The organism is Bacillus mycoides (genome assembly GCF_000832605.1).
GTDB classification, from domain to species: Bacteria; Bacillota; Bacilli; order Bacillales; family Bacillaceae_G; genus Bacillus_A; species Bacillus_A mycoides.
On record NZ_CP009692.1, the window covers coordinates 4,963,593 to 4,983,678 of the forward strand.

Below are 20,086 nucleotides of genomic sequence, written 5' to 3' on the forward strand. Positions count from 1 at the left end.
ACTTATTCCACCTCATATACGTGAGGTGGTTTTTCTTCTTCTCTTCTTGTTTACGTAACCTTTAATTCTCCCTATAATAAAATTAAAAGTTTTTTATGAATATGAAGGTGGAATACTATGGCTAAAACAATTGTAGATATCGCCAAATTAGCTGGGGTTGCAAAAAGTACTGTCTCTCGTTACTTAAATGGTGGCTATGTAAGTAATAAAACAAAAAAGAAAATTGAAGGTATTATTCAAGAAACGAATTTCTCTCCAAATACATTTGCGCAAAGTTTAAAAGCGAAAACAACAAATTTAATTGGCGTTATTATCCCCCGATTAGACTCCTTTGCTACAACAAAAACACTTATTGGTATTGATAATGCTTTACAGGAAAATAACTATCAGATGCTTGTTGCAAATGCGAATCAAAAAATTGAAACAGAAATTCAAGCAATGGAAAACTTTATAAAGCAAAAAGTAGCTGGCATAATTTTATTAACAAAAACTTTAACAAAAGAGCATAAACACATCATCGCTAATTCTACTACCCCTATTTTATTTGTTGGTCAAGAATATGAGAATCAATATTGCCTCGTTCACGATGATTTTGACGCTGCTTATGAGCTAGGAGCATACGTATTATCACAAGGACACCGCCATATCGCTTATTTAGGAGTAGAAAAAGATGATATTTCTGTTGGTGTAAATCGAAAAAATGGTTTTCAAAAAGCCATTGAAAATTTAGAACCTACTTGCATCGCTTCTTACTACGAAACAACTTTCAAAATAGAAGATGCGATGAAACAAGTACAACATATTTTAGATAACAACCGTCCTACTATTATCGTATGTGCTACAGATAATATCGCTCTTGGAGCCATGAAAGTAATTCATTCTAACCACCTTTCCATACCAAATCATATATCTGTAGTAGGATTCGGTGGATATGATATTTCTGAAATGGTACACCCTAGCTTAACGACAATCGCATTTGACTATGAGCATGCTGGTAAGCTTGCTGCTACTTCCCTTTCGCAGCTTGTTGAAAATAAAACAATCCCTAAAATATTACATTCTCGCTATACATTAAAAATTCAAGAAAGCGTTGACAAAATTTAAAGGCGCTTTATAATAAAATTAAAACCGGTTCCACATTTAAAAAACAGGATTTTCACATCACGTCCCTGTTTTTTATTTTAACCAAAAACGGAACCGGTTCCATAAACTCGAAGTATATAGTAAGGGGGAATTTTTATGGATATGAAACAAATTGCAGCTCAAGTCTTACAGAACATCGGAGGAACAGAAAACATTATTCGTGCTACTCATTGCGCTACTCGCCTTCGTCTTGTACTAAAAGATGAAACAAAAATAAACACGTCAGAAATCGAAAACATTGATGGGGTTAAAGGTGCTTTCGCAACGAATGAGCAATACCAAATTATTTTTGGCACTGGTGTAGTAAACAAAGTGTATGATGAGTTTTCAAAACTAATCGGAATAACTGAACTTGATTCTACGGCATCAAACGATCTTCCTAAGAAAAAAATGAATCCGATTACTCGCCTAGCAAAAACGTTATCCAATATTTTCGTTCCAATTATTCCAGCCATCGTTGCAAGTGGTTTACTTATGGGACTACTCGGAATGTTGAAAGCGTTTAAATTATTTCCTAGCGATCACCCACTTATCCAATTACTTGATATGTTCTCAAGTGCAGCTTTCGTTATTTTACCTATTTTAATCGGTGTTAGTGCAGCCAAGGAATTTGGAGGAAATATTTTCTTAGGTGCCGTTATTGGTGGTATATTAACTCACCCAAACTTAACGAATCCTTGGACTCTTGCAAACGCAAAACCAACTTTTTTACATTTCCTCGGTATGGATATTGATATGATTGGCTATCAAGGCACTGTTTTACCTATTTTATTATGCGTATACGTTATGAGTACAATTGAAAAAGAACTCCGCAAACGAGTTCCGAACTCTTTAGATTTATTAGTTACACCGTTCTTAACAATTATTATAACTGGCTTTTTATCACTTATTATTATCGGACCAATTGGATATAAAATCGGTGACGGTATTACGTACCTTTTAAATACTATTTATCAATTTGCAGGACCAGTGGCTGGTCTTATATTCGGTGGTCTATATTCAACAATCGTTCTTACTGGCTTACACCATAGCTTCCACGCTATTGAAGCTGGCTTACTTGCTAATAAAGATATCGGTGTCAATTTCTTACTCCCTATTTGGTCAATGGCTAACGTCGCCCAAGGCGGAGCTACTTTAGCAGTTTATTTCAAAACAAAAAACAAAAAAACGAAAGAAATCGCAATTCCAGCAGCAGCGTCAGCATTTTTAGGAATTACAGAACCAGCTATTTTTGGTGTCAATTTAAAACTTGGTAAACCATTTATTGCAGCTGCTATTGGTGGCGCAATTGGAGGCGCTTACGTTGTTTGGATGCAAGTCGCAGCCAATGCATACGGTTTAACAGGTATTCCAATGCTTACAATTGTTGCACCGCTTGGCATGATGAATGTGATTCATTATGTAATCGGCTTCGCTATTGCAGTTATTACTGCTTTTGTTGCCACTCTCATTTTATATAAAGAAAGTAAATAACAACGAGGTAAAAACCTATGTCGAAATATAAAACAATACTGCAATCCAATAAAGAAGAATTACATTCTTTATATACAATTGCAAATCAAGATTCATGGAAACCGATTTATCATATTCATCCGCCATATGGATTAATGAATGATCCTAACGGTGTATCATACTACAATGATGAATATCATGTTTTTTATCAGTGGTATCCATTTGGCCCGATTCACGGAATGAAACATTGGGGGCATGTAAAATCAAAAGATCTTATTAACTGGGAACGAATGCCTGTAGCCATTATCCCTACCGAAAGCTATGAGTCACATGGCGCATATTCTGGTAGCTCTATTATAAAAGATGGGCTTCTTCACTTATTGTATACAGGGAATATAAAGAAACCTAATGATTCTCGGGATGCTAAACAATGTATGGTAACGATGGATTCTCAATATACGATGACTAAGTATATTAATAATCCTGTTATTGATATGATTCCTGACGGATATACGAAGCATGTACGTGACCCCAAAGTATGGAAAAATAACGATACGTACTATATGTTACTCGGAGCACAACGTGAAAATAAAACGGGTACTCTATTATTATATAAGTCACTAGACCTATACAGTTGGAATTTCCAAGGCGAGGTTAAAACAAATTTAAAAGAGTTCGGATTTATGTGGGAGTGCCCCGACTATTTCCAATTATTTGGGAAAGATATGTTACTCTTTTCGCCACAAGGAATCGAAAAAGACGAGGGGAATTTTCAAAATGTATATAATGTCATATATGCAATCGGAAATTTCGATATTGAAAATTTATATTTCCATATTGATTCGTATTACGAAGTTGATAAAGGTTTCGACTTTTATGCCCCTCAAACTTTAGAAGATCAATCTGGACGCCGCCTTTTATTTGCTTGGGCGGGCTCAAGCGAAATAACATACCCTTCTGATGATTATATGTGGGCTCATTGTTTAACACTTCCACGAGAACTAACGTTAGAAAATAATATATTAAAACAAAAACCAGTTTCAGAACTAAAAAAACTAAGAACAACAAAAAAAGAGATTTCAGGTGACATATCAACTGGATTAAACGTACTGGCGACCCTTGGCCATGAATGCTCATATGAATTAATTGTAACTCTTAAAACAGATGATGCGAATAACTTTGGCCTTTCTCTCTTCCATAATGAAGAAGATTCTTTCCCGATTATATTTAACCGTGAAAAAGGAACTGTTTCCATAGACCGAAGCAACTTCCATCACCAATTTGGCGGAGAATATGGATATGAACGCTGTGAAAAAATTGATATTCAAGATACGATAGACCTCAGAATATTTGTAGATAATAGCATCGTAGAAATCTTCTTATATGATGGTTCCACTGTCTTTACGTCTAGAGTATTTCCGCGAAAAGACATTACACATCATATCGCAATCTTTTCAGATGCAAAACTAAACTTTACAATTACACAATATAAACTTAAAAGAGGGATTATATGAGAAATGTTTTTTGTATAGGTGAATTATTAATTGATTTCGTTTGCCGAAACTCCAATGTTTCTTTAGTAGATGGTACTGATTTCGAAAAGAAAGCTGGTGGAGCTCCCGCTAACGTTGCCGCTGCTATTACAAAATTAGGTGGACATGCTACATTTATGGGGCAAGTAGGAAATGATCCATTTGGTGATTTTCTAGAACAAACTTTACAACGTGCTCATGTTGACACTTCAATGCTCATAAAAGATAAACAAACAACGCTTGCTTTCGTATCTATCGATAAAGATGGTGAACGCGATTTTATTTTTATGCGTGGGGCTGATGGTCAATACACCTTTAATAAAATTAATTTAGCAAAAATAAAAAGTAATGATCTAATACATTTCGGTTCGGCAACTGCCTTATTATCAAGTCCATTAAAAGAAACATACTTTCAACTATTACAATATACAAAAGACAATAATCACTTTATTTCTTTTGATCCAAATTATCGAGATGCACTTATTACAGATGTAGAACAATTTTCTCAAGATTGCCTATCCTTTATAAAACACGCACATTTCGTAAAAGTAAGCCAAGAAGAAGCAACGATGCTTTCTAAAGAAACTAATCTACAACAATCAGCACTAAAATTATTAAATTACGGGGCTAAAGTTGTAGCTATCACACTTGGAAAAGACGGTACTCTTCTCGCGACAAAAGAAGCTCAAATCATTGTACCTTCTATTTCAATTAAACAAGTAGATACAACTGGTGCTGGTGATGCTTTCGTCGGAGCGATGTTGTATCAAATTTCTAAAAATGAACAAACGCTTCCTCAAAAATTCACAGATTTAGCCGAGTTTGTCTCTTTTGCAAATAAAGTAGGTGCCATAACATGTACAAACTACGGAGCAATCGCTTCACTTCCATCATTGGCAGAGGTAAAAGCATACGATTAGTCGTATGCTTTTTTACATTCCTCTCCAAACATCATGCATCATAAAAAAGTACAAAATAACGAGAAGGACCGTCCCGCATAAAGTAATGCGCCGATATACACTCTTCTCCCCTTCCCTCGCTTTAACAAATGCCCAAATAAATCCAACGAACAATATTAAATCAATATATGGAACATAAAAGGAGAAGACGAGTAACGCATATAAATACACGATAAATAAACAAGTCGTGATTAAGAAAATTTTAAATGCAAATTCACTTTTCATAATGTGACCGCCCCCCAGTCTGTACTGTATTATATTCAGCAAAACATAATAGTTGCTGTTTCAATTTTTTTATCTCACTATTTACAGGCGCGCGATTGGTATGAAATCATTAAAACCAACTAAACTTCATCACAAATAAGCTACCGCCTATACACGGTAGCTATTATGGAACATTATATTTCCTTTTATATATGTTACTTAAAATCGAATAAGGTAATTGCTCATAACGAATTTTTTCTCCCGTTACATCTACAATATACAAATTGTTTCCTATATAATAGGTTCCATCTTTTCGTTTTGAATACACTGTATATTTTTCATTTGGCAATACCGTTTTTACTTTCGTCAATTGTCCATTTGGTTCTTGCCAATATATATTTACACGATCTACTAACGTAAGCATTCCAATTTGTTCTTCTTCTACTTTACGACCATTCCAACTCACAACCCGATAACCAAGCTTATACGCTTCATATTCGGGACTCGTATGAAAACGAGAAATAATTACTTTCGTCTGTAATTGTACCCGGTCGTATAACCATTGTATGTCCCGATCGTGCATGCGAATACAACCATTCGACTCCCTGCTTCCAATCGTCCATTCCCGATTTGTTCCATGAATTGCATATTCCTTTTTATCTAGACCTAACCACCTCGTACCGAGAGGGTTATTCGGAGCACCCCCAGCTATTTTTTTACGATGGTATTCTTTATTTTTATATTTAGTTATAATACAAAAATTACCCTCAGGCGTCGGGGTCCTGTCTTTTCCTGTCGTTATCGGAAATGTCTTAGTATAGTTTCCATCTTCAAAAAAAGACAGCTGATTCGTCGTAAGGTTAACTAATATTAAATGATCTGTATTAGCAAAAACGCTAGCTGGCAGGCAGAAAAATAGGATTACGATAAACCATACTTTCTTCATCTAAATCCTCCCTAGCACTAACATCATAATAAAGTGAAACTTTACTCGTTGGGGGATTTTGTCCATCCCCACTGAGGATTAGCCTTCACCAATCGAGCATTTACGGACATTTATCTCCCACCTAACTTCCTTGTATTCACCGAATTGTTAGGTAGGAGTCTTACTGCCCGCAAATAGCGGGATAAATACAATTAACTTTACTTTGCTCTTATAAATGAAAACTATCCATTCACAATTACTCCACCATTTACATGCATCATCTGTCCCGTTACATATGCCGAATCACTAGACGCTAAATATACATATGCAGGCGCTAATTCATACGGCTGACCAGGCCTTTGCATAGGAACATTACTCCCAAACTGTGATACTTTTTTCTCATCAAAACTGGATGGAATAAGCGGTGTCCAAATTGGGCCTGGTGCAACACCATTTACACGAATTCCCTTTTGTACTAACGACTGAGATAGCGATCTTGTAAAAGCGACAATCGCTCCTTTCGTTGCAGAATAATCAATCAACGTTTCATTTCCTTCATACGCAACGATAGATGCCGTGTTTATAATTACATCCCCTTGCTTTAAATGAGAGAGGGCTGCTTTTGTAACATGAAAATAAGAAAAAATATTAATACGGAACGTTTTTTCTAGCTGTTCCGCTGTAATATACTCTAGTCCTTGCTGCGGATATTGCTGTGCGACGTTATTCACAAGAACATTTAGCCCCCCTAGCTGCTGGGCGGTCTCTTCTACAATCTCTTTACAATGTTGTTCATTACTCAAATCTCCCGGCAATAATACACAATTCACGCCTTCTTTTTCCACAAGTTGTTTCGTCTCAGTTGCATCTTCGTCCTCATCTAAATAAGCAATCGCAATATTTGCTCCCTCTTTTGCAAAAGCGATAGAAACAGCTCTTCCAATCCCGCTATCTCCTCCTGTAATTAATACATTCTTTCCTTTTAACTTTTCACTTCCTTTATAATTTGGATCTTCAAACTTTGGAAGAGGATTCATTAACGATTCAATACCAGGTTGTTTATTTTGATGTTGTGCTGGCATTGTTAAAAAGTTCTTTTGCTGCGGCATAACTTCCTTCAACTCCTTTCCCCTTATAATGCGCACAATAAAAAAAACTACTTACACATTAAAGAACCGCAATGCACACACAGTTTTACGATTAATATTCGAATTTACGACATAAAATATGAGTTGTTCTAAAGTTTTTATGCAAAACTATTGCAAAATAGTTAAAAAACGAATATTATATATAACTGTTGTGAAAATTATTCGTAAAAAGAAAGGATGTTTATATGTTTAACCTTTCAAAACATAAAACTTCTATTAAAACTGAAATTATGGCAGGTATTATTACCTTTTTAACAATGGCATATATCATTGTCGTAAACCCTGTCATCCTTGGGGATGCAGGTGTTCCGTTTGAACAAGCATTTACAGCTACAATTATCGCTGCTGTTGTCGGAACATTATTTATGGCGATCTTTACTAATTTACCAATCGCAATTGCACCAGGTATGGGATTAAATGCTTACTTCTCTTATTCTGTTGTAAAAGCCCATGAAGGCATGACTTTCGCAATTGCATTCTCTGCTGTATTCGTAGCAGGTATGATTTTAATTTTGTTATCATTCACATCTTTCCGTACGAAATTAATGGAAGTAATTCCTGAGAACTTAAAACATGCACTTACTGCTGGTATCGGTCTTTTTATTGCTTTTATCGGTTTGCGCTTAACGGGAATTGTTACAAAAAATGATGCAAACTTAGTTGGGCTTGGCGATCTTCACTCTGCTCCAGTTCTACTAGCATTAGCTGGCCTTGGAATTACAATTATCCTTATGTCTTTAAATATAAACGGGGCACTATTTATCGGAATGTTATTAACTGGTATTATCGCTTACTTCACAGGTCAATTAACATTCTCAAGCGGCGTTACATCAATGCCTGGATTACCAGAAGGAATTATCGTTTCAAATCCAATTACTGCTGTATCTGATGTAATTAACTACGGATTATACGGCGTTGTCTTCTCATTCTTCCTTGTTACACTATTTGATACAACAGGTACACTACTTGGCGTTGCACAACAAGGTGGATTTATGAAAGATGGAAAGCTTCCAAAAGCAGGACGAGCTCTTCTATCTGACTCATTCTCAGCAACAATTGGAGCTATGTTCGGAACAACACCATCAACAGCTTACATTGAATCATCTGCTGGTGTTGCAGCTGGTGGTCGTACTGGTTTAACAACTGTTACAGTAGCTGTTCTATTTGCATTAGCAGCATTCTTCGGACCGTTAGTGAGCGCTGTTTCTGGCGTTTCAGCTATTACAGCACCATCACTAATTATCGTTGGTAGTCTTATGATGGGCTCAGTTCGCCACATCGATTGGGATACATTCGATGAAGCATTCCCAGCATTTTTAGTAATCTTAAGCATGCCACTTACATCAAGTATCTCAACAGGTATTGCACTTGGATTTATTTCATACCCACTTATGAAAGTGGCAAAAGGACAATTCCGTGCTGTTCACCCACTTGTGTATTTATTCGGGATCTTGTTCGCTTATCAATTAGTTTTCTTACCACATTAAAATCCCTCGTTGTGAGGGATTTTTTATTTACAAAAAAACATTTGACAACAGCATACACTTATGGAATAATTCGAAATAGTTAAATATTCAATGTCTTATCAAGAGCAGGTGGAGGGATGAGCCCTACGAAGCCCGGCAACCGACCCATTTATGGGCACGGTGCTAATTCTTACAACACATTGTGTTGAAAGATAAGAGTAATATGATAAGACGTCTTTTCTATATGAAAAGACGTTTTTATTTTCACTCCCTCCTCTCTTTTCTTAATTTAGGAGGGATTTTTTTATGAAAAAATTATGTTCCACCGTACTCATTATTCTCTTACTCGCATTAACAGCTTGCACAAATGAACAAGATGCTATCTCTTCACAAAAGCAACAAACGGTGAAGAAAGAAACTACTACAGCAGCAAATCATTTACAAACAGAAATTCCAAGCCAAGTAAAAAAGCCATTAAAAATCGCATTAATTATGCAAATGTCCATCGGAACTTTTTCCTCTCAATATATTGAGGGTGTCAAAAAACAAGTCGAGCTATTCGGCGGCAGTGTGCAAGTCTACAATTCTGATAATGATTTAGCAAAAATGGCAGCAAATCTAGATACTGCTATTAATTCAAAAGTTGATGGTATTTTAATTGATCACGGTCGCTCTGAAGCACTAAAACCCGGAGTAGAAAAAGCATTACAAGCGAATATTCCTGTAGTTGCATTTGATAACGACCTACGCTTACCAGGCGTAACGATTATTGATCAAGATGACTATAGTCTTGCATGGAAATCATTAAAAACGTTAGCGGAAGATCTGAATGGACAAGGGAATATCGCCGTCGTATGGGTTGGCGGATTTGCTCCAATGGAACGTCGCAATGTTATCATTGATGCTTTTTATAAACGTTATCCAAATATAAAAGAAGTTGCACGCTTTGGTACCGCTAGTAATAACACACCACTTGATACGCAAACACAAGTAGAGGCTTTACTAAAAAAATATCCGAAAAAAGGTGATTTACAAGCTATTTTCGCTTCGTGGGATGAGTTTGCTAAGGGGGCCGTCAAAGCACTCGAACAAGCTGGTCGTACAGATATAAAAGTATACAGCATTGACTTAAGTAATGAAGATTTACAACTCATGCAAAAAGAAAATTCACCTTGGACTGCTACGGCTGCAACCGATCCAGCTGAAGTCGGTAAAGTTCAAGTGCGTTTCTTATACAAGAAAATCGCTGGTGAACAAACGCCAGATATTTATTCACTAGAACCTTATTTAGTAAAGAAAAATAGTTTGCCACAAGAAAATATAACGATGGATCAATTATCAAAACATATAAACGGTTGGGGAGACTCGAAAGATGCATATTCACCTTGGATGAAAAAATTAGAGAAGGAGAAAAAATGATGACATTCTCTCTTCAAAACATTACACATTCTTATCACATCTCTACCCCTGTACTAGAAAATGTTTCTATTAACATACAAAAAGGAAAAGTTCACGCTTTACTAGGAATGAATGGTGCAGGAAAAAGTACTTTACTAAAAATAGCAACTGGTGAAATTCAACCAGTTGCTGGGAATATAAAAATTGATAATCAGTCTATTTCCTTTACTTCACCACGCGATGCAAAAAAACATGGTATTTCTTTCGTAACACAAGAAGTGGATCACGGACTTATTCCTGGATTATCTGTATTAGAAAATGTACTAATCGATCATTTAGCAATGCAAAATAAAGTACTATTTTCAAAGTCAAAATTAGTCTCACTCGCTAAACAACATTTGCAAACTGTACAGGCTGATTTAAATGTTTCGGAAGATGTTTCAAACTGCTCATTACATGAAAAACAATTACTTCTTATCGCAAGAGCTTTATCCAACAATACAAATTATCTTTTATTAGATGAGCCTACTTCTTCTCTTGGACCGAAAGAAGTTGAAACCTTCGGGCAACTATTAAAAGATTTAACATTGAAAGGAATTGGCATCATCTTAATTTCTCATCGTTTATCAGAGATTCGAAATTTCGCGGATGATGTAACCGTATTACATAACGGTAAAGTTGCACTTTCTGAAGCGATCACAAAGGTTACAGATCAACAAATTGTGGAAGCGATGACTGGAAAACAACTTACACTTCCTATTAATACAGCGCCAAAACGAGGGAGCGAAGAATTATTTAAAGTACAAGAACTTCCATTACACAAAGACCATTCTCCCCTTTCTCTCACCGTACGGAAAGGTGAAACTGTTGTGATATACGGATTAATTGGCAGTGGCAAAACAACACTTGCTGAAACGTTATTTGGTACTCGTCATACTTATCACGCAGAAATAGATGGTCAAACAATAACAATTAAAACACCGCGAGATGCGATTAAAGCAAAGATCGCACTTGTACCAGAGGAAAGAAGAAAACAAGGCGTATTTCTTTCGGAAGATATTATAAGCCACACTAATTTACACCAATCAGGTTGGAGACGAAAGCAAACCGAAGTAAATAATGCTACTACAGCAATTTCTTCTTTCAGCATTTCACCCAATGACCCAAAAGCATTTATTCATTCACTTAGCGGTGGAAACCAGCAAAAAGTCTCCATTGCAAAGTGGCATGGATTCAAACCGAATCTATTTCTTTTGGACGAGCCAACTAAAGGTGTAGACATAGCTGCAAAACAAGACATTTTTCAATTCATTCGTAACATTACTGAAAACGGAAGTTCCGTAATTTACTTCACAGGAGAACAAGATGAAGCACTACATATCGCTGATCGCATTCTTATACTCGCAAACGGAGAATTTGTAGGTGAATACTTACCAGACGAACTATCTCCTGAACAGCTTTTACATTTATCTGAAGGGAGTTATTCCATTGAATCTCGTTCATAAAACAAAAACTAAGAAACTATATTTACCTACTCATCTTTTTTATCAATTTAGTACGATTGCTATCATTATAGGTGTTACAATTTTCTTCTCTATCGTCAACGATTCTTTTTTAACATACAACAATATTAGTGATATTTTACGTTCCATTTCTATCGTAACGTTACTTGCAATTGGTGTTACCTTTACATTAATTGTAGATGGATTTGATTTATCAGTCGGCTCTACCGCTAGTTTAGCAACCATTGCCGCTGCTTCCTGTCTCATTTTATATCGACAAGAACTATTAGTCACACTCCTTGTTCCTATTCTTTGTGGGCTATTAGTTGGATTATTAAATGCACTACTCGTTATCCGAATTAAACTACCAGATTTACTAGCTACATTAAGTATCATGTATATCGTGAATGGACTACACTTAACATTTTCAAAAGGATCTTCTATTTATGAAGGAATGTCTGGTGCCAAAGGACATTTTATTCCATCCTTTTTATTTATCGGTCAAGGTTCTGTGTTAGGAATTCCAGTCCCTGTCATTATCATGCTTATCGTCGTTTTAATTGCATATGTATTTTTAGAAAAAACAACGTACGGTCGTTTCTTTTATATGACAGGTGGGAATCGAGAAGCTGCTAGACTAGCTGGTATTCCTACTGATCGTTACCGTGTATATGCTTATATGATTAGCGGTTTACTTGCCTCTATTGGCGGTATTATTCTATGTAGCCGCGTTGGAACAGGACAAGTTTCAGCTGGCGCCCCATTATTAATGGATGCAGTTGCAGCTGCCTATATCGGTTATGCAATGTTCGGTGCTAAGAAACCAAATGTCATCGGAACATTTCTTGGTTCCGTATTAATTGGAATCATATTAAACGGCCTTACAATGATGAACGTTCCTTATTATGCGCAAGATATCATTAAAGGCAGTATTTTAATTGCAGCTTTAGCCTTTTCATTTATTAAAAAGAAGCGTAAATAAAAAAGTAGCGCATCGAATTCCGATGCGCTACTTTCCTTTTGCAACAATCACACGAACTACTTTCAACGCAAAAAGCAAAAGACCGTTCGCTATTGCTGTAACACCTAAGAAGATTGCTATCATAAGCTCTCCCATTCCGTTATTAAATATAAAAATAATAGAAGAAATGAAAGCCAAAATAAACAATATGAACGCTGGTATATATTTAATAAAAGGCTTCTCAAATGATCTTTTAGAAAGAAGAAATGTAATTAACAATGTCATAATAAAAACAAAATATACCGCAAATAAAAAAGTCATATGAAAGCCTCCTCTACGACCAAACTACTTAAAAGAGGTTAGAAACCTTTAATATTTCTCATTTACCTGCAATTCTTTACTATACTTTTGAATGAACACTGATGAAATAACCATTACCATTCCTATACTAAAACCAATAAGCTGATCTAATAACATTTCATCATGAATGAACCAGCGCAGTAGAAATACGCCACCAAAAATAAGCAACATTGTAAATCCAGTATGTCTAAGCCCTTTATATACATTTTCCATATGTATCACCTCTCTACATACTTTTATCCATATTATACCATAATCCCAAAATGTATATAACCAACATTCGGTATTGAAACCAATAATAAAAAAGGCTGCAGAGAACTCCTTCTCCACAGCCTAATTATTATTTTTGCAAAAACGCCTGTAAATCTGCAAATTGTCTCTTTGCATCTTCATAGCCTTGCTCATATAAACTTTGTAATTTAGCCGTATCCTTTTCCATACGATCTACTTGAAGCGGCACTTCTGGGCGAATAACAAATAAATTACCAGCTTGCTCTTCTTTTTCAATGTAGTGAAGTGTTTCATTATACACTTCATAACGATTCAGCATCGTATTTACAAGGTTTGGATACTTCTTATAAGCCTTTGCTGCAATCCAACCAAATTTTGATTTTTTCTTCGCGTAACCATGATTTCTCGTCAAAATAACGACTGATTTTTTAAATCCATCTTCCTGTGCTTTACGAACTGGAATCGGATCTGAAATCCCGCCATCTAACAATTGCTTACCTCGGTAGTTTACTGCCGGTGCAATGAAAGGTAATGAACTAGATGCTTGCAATAAATTTAGTGCATCATCATTCGTTCCCTCTTTTTCAAAATAAACAGACTGTCCTGTTTCACAATCAGTTGTTCCTACAAGGAAACGCTCTGGACTATTAAAGTATGTTTCAAAATCAAACGGTACATGCTTTTCTGGAATTTCATGAAAAATGAATTCCATATCAAATAGCTGACGTTTTTTCCACAAGTTTTTATACGATAAATACTGCGGATGTGATGCATAATCAATATTTACTGTTTTATTTCTATTTCTTTGTCTGGAAAGATACGACGCTGCATGACAAGCACCAGCTGATACACCAATTACATATGGAAAATATAAATCTTGTTCCATAAAATATTCTAATATCCCGCCCGTATATACACCACGCATACCGCCGCCTTCTAATACTAACCCCGTATTTTCAAGCATGTTATTCTCTCCTCTTTATATATATTGACTCTTTAATTATTCACTATGTTAAGTATCTTTTTCTATTATATATGAGTTCTTTCAGAAATTATATTGAAAAGGCTTGAAATGGAGGGGTTTTTTCTTCCAATTATATTTCCAAATGACCAGAGACATCCTTTATAAACCTTTGAATAAAATCTTGCTCTTCTTTCGTATATCCATCTAAAAGTAACAGCCACTTTTCTTCAGCTTGTTTATGCAATTTTTCATGAGCTTTATATATTTCATTTCCTCTTTCCGTTAAGCGGAAGAAAATTTCTTTTTGATTATCTAACATTTGCATTTTCTCAACGAATTGCTTTTGAAACAACTTTGTACAAATTTTAGAGATTGCGCCTTTCGTCATTCCCATTTCTGTTGCAATAGCAGTTACATTCATCAGACCATTTTTTCCGATACACTCGATAACATGTAACTCAGATAAAGACATACCACTTACACCTGTCTCACGAAGAAACTTCTCATTATTTTCTTTCAAATGCTCTTCTTTTTTATGAAAAAGTGTACGAATATCCGAAAGTATTTCCATTTGTTTCGCTGTACGTTCCAATCCATTCGCCTCCTAAGTTTCCAAAGAAACAATTTAACTATATACCATTTTAAAATCATTTTTTCATCTTTACAAGTGAGAAAATCATGTTAAAATTAATTTAGTTTCCGAGGAAACCAAATGACAAGGAGGTTAACATTATGGAAAAAACCAAACTGAATTTCATTTTATATGTTGTCTGTATGAGTGCCTTACTCGGTTCCTTCGCTCAAAATATTTATACACCTATCTTGCCGATGATTCAAAATTCGTTTCATACTTCTCTTTATCTTGTAAATTTAACCGTTTCACTTTTCACATTCGTTCTTGCGGTTATGCAGCTCATATACGGACCTTTAATTGATACAAAGGGAAGAAAATCTGTCCTTATCCCTAGTTTAATCATTAGTACAATCGGCTCAATTGGTTGTGCTTTCTCACCAAACATTTACTTATTTCTATTTTTTAGAGCTGTTCAAGCTATAGGAATAGCGGCTATACCTGTAGTTGCAGCAACGATTATCGGTGATTTATTTGAAGGAAAAGAACGCGGAGAAGCGATGAGCCTTTATCAAATGTTACTTGCTCTCGCACCTGCAATCGGTCCTCTCATAGGTGGCTATCTCGGCAGTATAAATGGCCACTTATCTGTATTTCTTTTTTTATCTACAATTGGCATCATCTTATTAATTATAAACATTTCACTACTTCCAGAAACAAAACCAAATGTAATTGAGAAACCTAAAGCAAAAAAGAATTACTGGCTTATCTTAAAAAATAAAACTGGATTTTCCATTACACTTATTGGCTTTATTCAATTTTGTATATATTTCTGTTTCCTCGTTTTTTTACCTAGCATATTAACAAATATATTTCATCTAAGCGCAAGCGAAATTGGTCTTATGTTTGTACCGATGTCCCTTTCTCTTATATTAGGAAGCTATTGCTACAAATTTTTGCAAAAACATTTCACAACAAAGCAGGCTTTATTCATCACTAGTTTCTTCAACATTATATGTGTCACTTTATTCTCTTTCACATATAGCATCAATACCCCATCCGTAATTATCGTTACCTCTTTATACGGTTTTAGTATGGGACTTTCTATGCCGACTCACACTACTTTATTAACGGAAGAATTCGTACAAGAACGCGCAACTGCCATCGGTATGTACAACTTCATTCGCTATCTTGGTATGGGTACAGGGCCTATTGTAGGTGGGTTTCTTTTATTTAATCAAAATTACTTTTGGATTTTCTTCCTAGGGGCAATTATATTTCTACTTATAGTTTTACACGCAATGAAAATGCTACATTCCCATGCTGCACAAAGAGCTTAAGAGACCTATAGATGGTCTCTTAAGCTCTTTGATCAGCAACGATATGAATATCAATATACTTCGTTTGTCTCATAATTTCATTTACAATAGAACCTTTTCGTATTTCTTCCCACCGTGTTCTCGCCGATTGCCCGAGTAAAACTTGTGTCACCTGTAGTCTTTTTGCAACTTCAATAATAACATCAGCGGGCTTTCTTCCCTTTGCTTCTTCTAATACAAAGCTCGCATCAAATTGATTCGTTAGCGATTTCCATTCTTCAATCGTTTGCTTTTTGCCAGCTGAAATAGAATCTATATTTTCTCTTTCAACGTTTAACACATACAATTCAGCATTTAGCCGATCAGCCATGCGCCAACCTCTCCGTATTAATTTCTCTGCTGTTGAACTGTATTGTACACAAACGAGAATTTTTTCTTTCACACCGATCGGTTCTATTACTGTTTGGCTAATTTTCTCATCCATATCATCTGCAACTTCTCGAAGTGATAACTCTCTTAATGCCCCTAAATTATTTATCGTAAAGAAGTTTTGTAAGCTTTGTTGAATTTTTTCTTCCTTATATATCTTTCCATCTATTAATCTCTTCCGGAGTACCTCAGGTGTTGCATCAACAAGCTGAATTTCATTTGCATTTTGTAAAATAAAGTCTGGAATACGCTCTCGTACTTTGACATTCGTAATTTGAGCTACAATATCATGAACGCTTTCTAAATGTTGAATATTAAACGCTGATAATACAGATATACCGGCATCTAACAATTCCTGCACATCCATGTAACGTTTCTTATTTTTCGACCCGGGAATATTACTATGCGCAAGTTCATCCACAACAACAATTTGTGGTGCCCGCTTTATAATTTCTTCTACATCAAGTTCATAAAATACTTTCCCTTTATAATCTATTTCTTTTAAAGGAACTTTTTCTAAATCAGCAATTGCTTCTTCCGTCTCTTTTCTACCGTGTGTTTCAATTAAACCAACTACAATATCAATACCGTCTTTTTTCATCTCTCTTGCATCAAATAGCATTTTATAACTTTTCCCAACTCCAGGTGCAGCCCCTACGTATAGCTTTAACTTTCCGCGATTTTGCTGCCGAATATATTCTAAATACTCTTCTGGCGTTCGCCTTTGAAACGTCGGTTTATAGTCATCCGCATACAAAACACTCACAACCTTTCTTTCGAAACAACGCTACCTCAATCCGTTAGATTGAGGTAGCACTGTTACTATTTCATTAGTTTCTGTAATTCTAAATTTAACTTTAAGACGTTCACGCGATCTTCTCCAAACAAGCCAAGCGCTGCACCTTCCGTTTGATCCTTAATCAATTGATCTAGCTTTTCTTTCGGAATATTCGTTAATTTCGAGATGCGATCTACCTGTACAGAAGCCGCCTTCGGACTAATGTCAGGATCAAGCCCTGAACCTGAATTCGTCACTAAATCTATTGGTACTTCTGTAACTGGAATGGCCCGGTTTTGTTTCTTCCAGTCATCAATACTTTTCTCAACTCGTTTTGCTAAATCTGGATTAGACGGTGCATAGTTATTTGAACCAGATGCTTCTGCTTTATATTCTATACTAGAGACACGTCCATGAAAATAACGTGGATCTGTGAAATTTTGACCGATTAATTTTGAACCAACTACTTCATCTTTATCATTATATATAAGACTTCCATCCGCATTATCCTTCATTACCGCTTGCGCAATACCAGTTACAATAAGTGGGTATACGAGGCCGCACAAAACTAGAAATGTAAAAGTAATACGAATAATTGGTGAAAGTATACTTTGTTTTTTCGCCATCTTTTTTCCCCTCTTCCTTATATGAACAAGCCGACAATCATATCAATTACTTTAATTCCAATGAATGGAACGATAACTCCACCAAGCCCATAAATGAGTAAGTTTCGGCTAAGCAATGCATTAGAACTCATCGGTTTATACGCAATACCTTTCATCGCTAACGGAATTAGTAGTGGAATAATAACTGCATTAAATATTAATGCTGATAAAATCGCTGAAAGTGGCGATGTTAATTTCATAATGTTCAATGCTTCCATTTGCGGAATTGCTAATGTAAACATCGCTGGAATGATTGCAAAGTATTTTGCTATATCGTTTGCAATACTAAACGTTGTTAACGCACCACGCGTCATTAACAATTGCTTACCAATTCCTACAACCTCAATGATTTTTGTTGGATTCGAATCTAGATCAATCATATTCGCTGCTTCTTTCGCAGCTGTCGTACCACTATTCATCGCTAATCCAACATCCGCCTGCGCTAATGCCGGGGCATCATTTGTACCATCACCTGTCATCGCTACAAGTTTCCCTTTGTCTTGCTCTGCTTTAATAACCGCAATTTTATCTTCTGGTTTACACTCAGCAACGAATTCATCTACTCCTGCTTCCTTTGCAATTGTTGCTGCTGTTAACGGATTATCACCTGTACACATAACCGTTTTAATCCCCATTTGGCGCAATTGTTCAAAACGTTCACGCATACCAGGTTTCACTGTATCCTTTAAATATATTAAACCGTAAATACGATTGTCTACTGCAACTACAAGTGGTGTTCCGCCTTCTTTTGAAATCAAATCTGCTTTTTGATTCACATCTTTTGGAATCATCCCGCCTTGCGATTGAACCCATTCAATCACGGCACCAACAGCACCTTTTCTCACTTTCGTTCCATCCTGTAAATCAACACCGCTCATTCTTGTTTCTGCTTTAAATGGAACAAATTCACCTTGTTCTGCAATTTCTCTATTATATGATATAGATTTCGTTTGTACATATTCTATAACAGATCGACCTTCTGGTGTTTCATCTAAAACTGAGCTAATCGCAGCCCATTTTCCTACTTGTTCAATCGTTTCATTTCCCACAGGGAGTAGTGTATGTGCCATACGGTTCCCGAAAGTAATCGTACCCGTTTTGTCTAAAATAATTGTATTAATATCACCCGCAGCTTCTACTGCTTTCCCTGACATTGCTAGCACATTAAACTTTGTCACGCGGTCCATCCCGGCAATACCAATCGCTGATAATAACCCACCAATTGTCGTTGGAATTAAACAAACTAACAACGCTACAAGTACAGCAGTATCAATTTGAAACCCTAGATAATTTGTGAAAATCGGCAACGTCACAACAACGATTAAGAAAATAAGCGTTAAACTCGTTAATACTGTATTTAAAGCAATCTCATTCGGCGTTTTTTGACGTGCAGCCCCTTCTACTAACGAAATCATTTTATCAATAAATGATTCACCAGGATTACTCGTAATTACAATTGTAATTTCATCACTTACGACCATCGTACCGCCTGTTACGGAACAAAAATCACCACCCGCTTCTTTTATAACAGGAGCTGATTCTCCTGTTATTGCAGATTCATCTACAGACGCTAATCCTTTAATTACTTCACCATCATTCGGAATCATTTCTCCTTGTTTTACAATAACAACGTCACCTTTTCTCAGATCAGTTGCTGAAACTTGAACAATGTCTCCATTTTCTTTTACAACGTTTGCAAACACATCTTTCTTCGATTGTTTTAAAGAATCGGCTTGCGCTTTACCACGACCTTCAGCCAACGCTTCTGCAAAGTTAGCAAATAAAACTGTAAATAATAGAATAAGAGAAACTGTTATATTAAACCATCCTGGTACACTACTAGAAATACTTGGAAGAAAGGATAAAATTAACGTAATGATAAATCCAATTTCCACAACAAACATAATCGGATTCTTTATCATTACTTTCGGGTTCAATTTCGCAAAGGATTGTTTCATCGCATGTGTCACGATATCACGATCCATCGTTTTCGCTTGTCTAACTTCATCTTCTACAGCATGTATTTGTGACTGATTTACTTGTTTTTCTTTTACTACTACCGGTCTCATCATTTACCCT

At 35.8% G+C, this 20,086-nt stretch carries 19 protein-coding genes and 1 riboswitch; of the genes, 9 read left to right on the forward strand and 10 right to left on the reverse strand.

Annotated elements, in window-relative coordinates; genetic code table 11:
* Positions 1 to 117 precede the first annotated feature (117 nt).
* From BG05_RS27270 to BG05_RS27285, 4 genes are all read left to right on the forward strand, one after another.
* Positions 118 to 1,104 carry a LacI family DNA-binding transcriptional regulator gene (locus tag BG05_RS27270; protein ID WP_002125369.1) on the forward strand — a complete coding sequence of 329 codons (987 nt, stop codon included), beginning with the start codon at positions 118 to 120 and terminating at the stop codon, positions 1,102 to 1,104.
* A 135-nt stretch (positions 1,105 to 1,239) separates the two neighbouring features.
* On the forward strand, positions 1,240 to 2,616 hold the full coding sequence (locus BG05_RS27275) for a sucrose-specific PTS transporter subunit IIBC (protein WP_003187455.1): 1,377 nt from the start codon (positions 1,240 to 1,242) through the stop codon (positions 2,614 to 2,616).
* A gap of 17 nt (positions 2,617 to 2,633) precedes the next feature.
* A complete protein-coding gene (locus BG05_RS27280) occupies positions 2,634 to 4,109 on the forward strand; it encodes a glycoside hydrolase family 32 protein (protein ID WP_003187453.1) in 1,476 nt (491 codons plus the stop codon).
* A complete protein-coding gene (locus BG05_RS27285; RefSeq protein WP_033733796.1) occupies positions 4,106 to 5,047 on the forward strand; it encodes a carbohydrate kinase family protein in 942 nt (313 codons plus the stop codon). The genes BG05_RS27280 and BG05_RS27285 overlap by 4 nt, the downstream gene beginning before the upstream one ends.
* A 12-nt stretch (positions 5,048 to 5,059) precedes the next feature.
* Here BG05_RS27285 and BG05_RS27290 read toward each other — a convergent pair whose 3' ends face one another.
* The 3 genes from BG05_RS27290 to BG05_RS27300 all read right to left on the reverse strand — a co-directional run bounded on the left by BG05_RS27290 (position 5,060) and on the right by BG05_RS27300 (position 7,324).
* Positions 5,060 to 5,311, reverse strand: a complete 252-nt coding sequence (locus BG05_RS27290) for a hypothetical protein (protein ID WP_002029881.1) — start codon at positions 5,309 to 5,311, stop codon at positions 5,060 to 5,062.
* A gap of 163 nt (positions 5,312 to 5,474) precedes the next feature.
* Positions 5,475 to 6,236 (reverse strand): L,D-transpeptidase, encoded by a 762-nt coding sequence (locus tag BG05_RS27295; RefSeq protein ID WP_002029880.1) that lies wholly within the window; start codon positions 6,234 to 6,236, stop codon positions 5,475 to 5,477.
* Positions 6,237 to 6,457: 221 nt separating this feature from the next.
* Positions 6,458 to 7,324 (reverse strand): SDR family oxidoreductase, encoded by an 867-nt coding sequence (locus BG05_RS27300; protein ID WP_002087502.1) that lies wholly within the window; start codon positions 7,322 to 7,324, stop codon positions 6,458 to 6,460.
* A 224-nt stretch (positions 7,325 to 7,548) separates the two neighbouring features.
* Here BG05_RS27300 and BG05_RS27305 point away from each other — a divergent pair, with 224 nt between their 5' ends.
* The 4 genes from BG05_RS27305 (at position 7,549) to BG05_RS27320 (ending at position 12,711) form a co-directional block, all read left to right on the forward strand.
* Positions 7,549 to 8,850, forward strand: coding sequence for an NCS2 family permease (locus BG05_RS27305; RefSeq protein ID WP_002029878.1), 1,302 nt, complete (start codon positions 7,549 to 7,551; stop codon positions 8,848 to 8,850).
* Between the two features lie 92 nt (positions 8,851 to 8,942).
* A riboswitch (SAM riboswitch) is annotated at positions 8,943 to 9,048 on the forward strand.
* An 87-nt stretch (positions 9,049 to 9,135) separates the two neighbouring features.
* Entirely contained in the window at positions 9,136 to 10,248 is a 1,113-nt protein-coding gene (locus BG05_RS27310) for a sugar ABC transporter substrate-binding protein (RefSeq protein ID WP_002125355.1), read from the forward strand.
* Positions 10,245 to 11,732 carry a sugar ABC transporter ATP-binding protein gene (locus tag BG05_RS27315; protein WP_002125354.1) on the forward strand — a complete coding sequence of 496 codons (1,488 nt, stop codon included), beginning with the start codon at positions 10,245 to 10,247 and terminating at the stop codon, positions 11,730 to 11,732. The genes BG05_RS27310 and BG05_RS27315 overlap by 4 nt, the downstream gene beginning before the upstream one ends.
* A complete protein-coding gene (locus tag BG05_RS27320) occupies positions 11,716 to 12,711 on the forward strand; it encodes an ABC transporter permease (protein ID WP_001054974.1) in 996 nt (331 codons plus the stop codon). Before BG05_RS27315 ends, BG05_RS27320 begins: the two co-directional genes overlap by 17 nt.
* Positions 12,712 to 12,738: 27 nt before the next feature.
* On the opposite strand, the gene BG05_RS27325 is transcribed toward BG05_RS27320, so the two are convergent.
* From BG05_RS27325 to BG05_RS27340, 4 genes are all read right to left on the reverse strand, one after another.
* The gene (locus BG05_RS27325) at positions 12,739 to 13,011 is read right to left on the reverse strand and encodes a hypothetical protein (RefSeq protein WP_000143386.1); all 273 of its coding nucleotides are present in this window, start codon (positions 13,009 to 13,011) and stop codon (positions 12,739 to 12,741) included.
* Positions 13,012 to 13,059: 48 nt separating this feature from the next.
* Complete coding sequence (locus BG05_RS27330; protein ID WP_000432819.1) at positions 13,060 to 13,263, reverse strand: hypothetical protein; 204 nt, start codon at positions 13,261 to 13,263, stop codon at positions 13,060 to 13,062.
* A 127-nt stretch (positions 13,264 to 13,390) separates the two neighbouring features.
* Complete coding sequence (locus BG05_RS27335; RefSeq protein WP_002140445.1) at positions 13,391 to 14,245, reverse strand: patatin-like phospholipase family protein; 855 nt, start codon at positions 14,243 to 14,245, stop codon at positions 13,391 to 13,393.
* A gap of 130 nt (positions 14,246 to 14,375) precedes the next feature.
* Positions 14,376 to 14,837, reverse strand: a complete 462-nt coding sequence (locus BG05_RS27340; protein ID WP_002125351.1) for a MarR family transcriptional regulator — start codon at positions 14,835 to 14,837, stop codon at positions 14,376 to 14,378.
* Positions 14,838 to 14,977: 140 nt separating this feature from the next.
* Here BG05_RS27340 and BG05_RS27345 point away from each other — a divergent pair, with 140 nt between their 5' ends.
* Positions 14,978 to 16,156 (forward strand): MFS transporter, encoded by a 1,179-nt coding sequence (locus BG05_RS27345; protein WP_033733794.1) that lies wholly within the window; start codon positions 14,978 to 14,980, stop codon positions 16,154 to 16,156.
* 19 nt (positions 16,157 to 16,175) lie between these two features.
* On the opposite strand, the gene kdpDN is transcribed toward BG05_RS27345, so the two are convergent.
* The 3 genes from kdpDN to kdpB are packed head-to-tail and all read right to left on the reverse strand — an operon-like array spanning position 16,176 to position 20,076.
* Complete coding sequence (gene kdpDN / locus BG05_RS27350) at positions 16,176 to 17,330, reverse strand: KdpD-like non-kinase potassium sensor (RefSeq protein WP_003187435.1); 1,155 nt, start codon at positions 17,328 to 17,330, stop codon at positions 16,176 to 16,178.
* 56 nt (positions 17,331 to 17,386) lie between these two features.
* Complete coding sequence (gene kdpC, locus BG05_RS27355; protein ID WP_002125346.1) at positions 17,387 to 17,968, reverse strand: K(+)-transporting ATPase subunit C; 582 nt, start codon at positions 17,966 to 17,968, stop codon at positions 17,387 to 17,389.
* A 17-nt stretch (positions 17,969 to 17,985) separates the two neighbouring features.
* Positions 17,986 to 20,076 (reverse strand): potassium-transporting ATPase subunit KdpB, encoded by a 2,091-nt coding sequence (gene kdpB, locus BG05_RS27360; protein ID WP_002125344.1) that lies wholly within the window; start codon positions 20,074 to 20,076, stop codon positions 17,986 to 17,988.
* Positions 20,077 to 20,086: the final 10 nt, after the last annotated feature.

Bases quoted from the DNA above. Each gene is read 5' to 3' on its own strand.
- BG05_RS27270 (WP_002125369.1), top strand. From the start codon at position 118: ATGGCTAAAACAATTGTAGATATCGCCAAATTAGCTGGGGTTGCAAAA.
- BG05_RS27275 (WP_003187455.1), top strand. From the start codon at position 1,240: ATGGATATGAAACAAATTGCAGCTCAAGTCTTACAGAACATCGGAGGA.
- BG05_RS27280 (WP_003187453.1), top strand. From the start codon at position 2,634: ATGTCGAAATATAAAACAATACTGCAATCCAATAAAGAAGAATTACAT.
- BG05_RS27285 (WP_033733796.1), top strand. From the start codon at position 4,106: ATGAGAAATGTTTTTTGTATAGGTGAATTATTAATTGATTTCGTTTGC.
- BG05_RS27290 (WP_002029881.1), bottom strand. From the start codon at position 5,311: ATGAAAAGTGAATTTGCATTTAAAATTTTCTTAATCACGACTTGTTTA.
- BG05_RS27295 (WP_002029880.1), bottom strand. From the start codon at position 6,236: ATGAAGAAAGTATGGTTTATCGTAATCCTATTTTTCTGCCTGCCAGCT.
- BG05_RS27300 (WP_002087502.1), bottom strand. From the start codon at position 7,324: ATGCCGCAGCAAAAGAACTTTTTAACAATGCCAGCACAACATCAAAAT.
- BG05_RS27305 (WP_002029878.1), top strand. From the start codon at position 7,549: ATGTTTAACCTTTCAAAACATAAAACTTCTATTAAAACTGAAATTATG.
- BG05_RS27310 (WP_002125355.1), top strand. From the start codon at position 9,136: ATGAAAAAATTATGTTCCACCGTACTCATTATTCTCTTACTCGCATTA.
- BG05_RS27315 (WP_002125354.1), top strand. From the start codon at position 10,245: ATGATGACATTCTCTCTTCAAAACATTACACATTCTTATCACATCTCT.
- BG05_RS27325 (WP_000143386.1), bottom strand. From the start codon at position 13,011: ATGACTTTTTTATTTGCGGTATATTTTGTTTTTATTATGACATTGTTA.
- BG05_RS27330 (WP_000432819.1), bottom strand. From the start codon at position 13,263: ATGGAAAATGTATATAAAGGGCTTAGACATACTGGATTTACAATGTTG.
- BG05_RS27335 (WP_002140445.1), bottom strand. From the start codon at position 14,245: ATGCTTGAAAATACGGGGTTAGTATTAGAAGGCGGCGGTATGCGTGGT.
- BG05_RS27345 (WP_033733794.1), top strand. From the start codon at position 14,978: ATGGAAAAAACCAAACTGAATTTCATTTTATATGTTGTCTGTATGAGT.
- kdpC (WP_002125346.1), bottom strand. From the start codon at position 17,968: ATGGCGAAAAAACAAAGTATACTTTCACCAATTATTCGTATTACTTTT.
- kdpB (WP_002125344.1), bottom strand. From the start codon at position 20,076: ATGAGACCGGTAGTAGTAAAAGAAAAACAAGTAAATCAGTCACAAATA.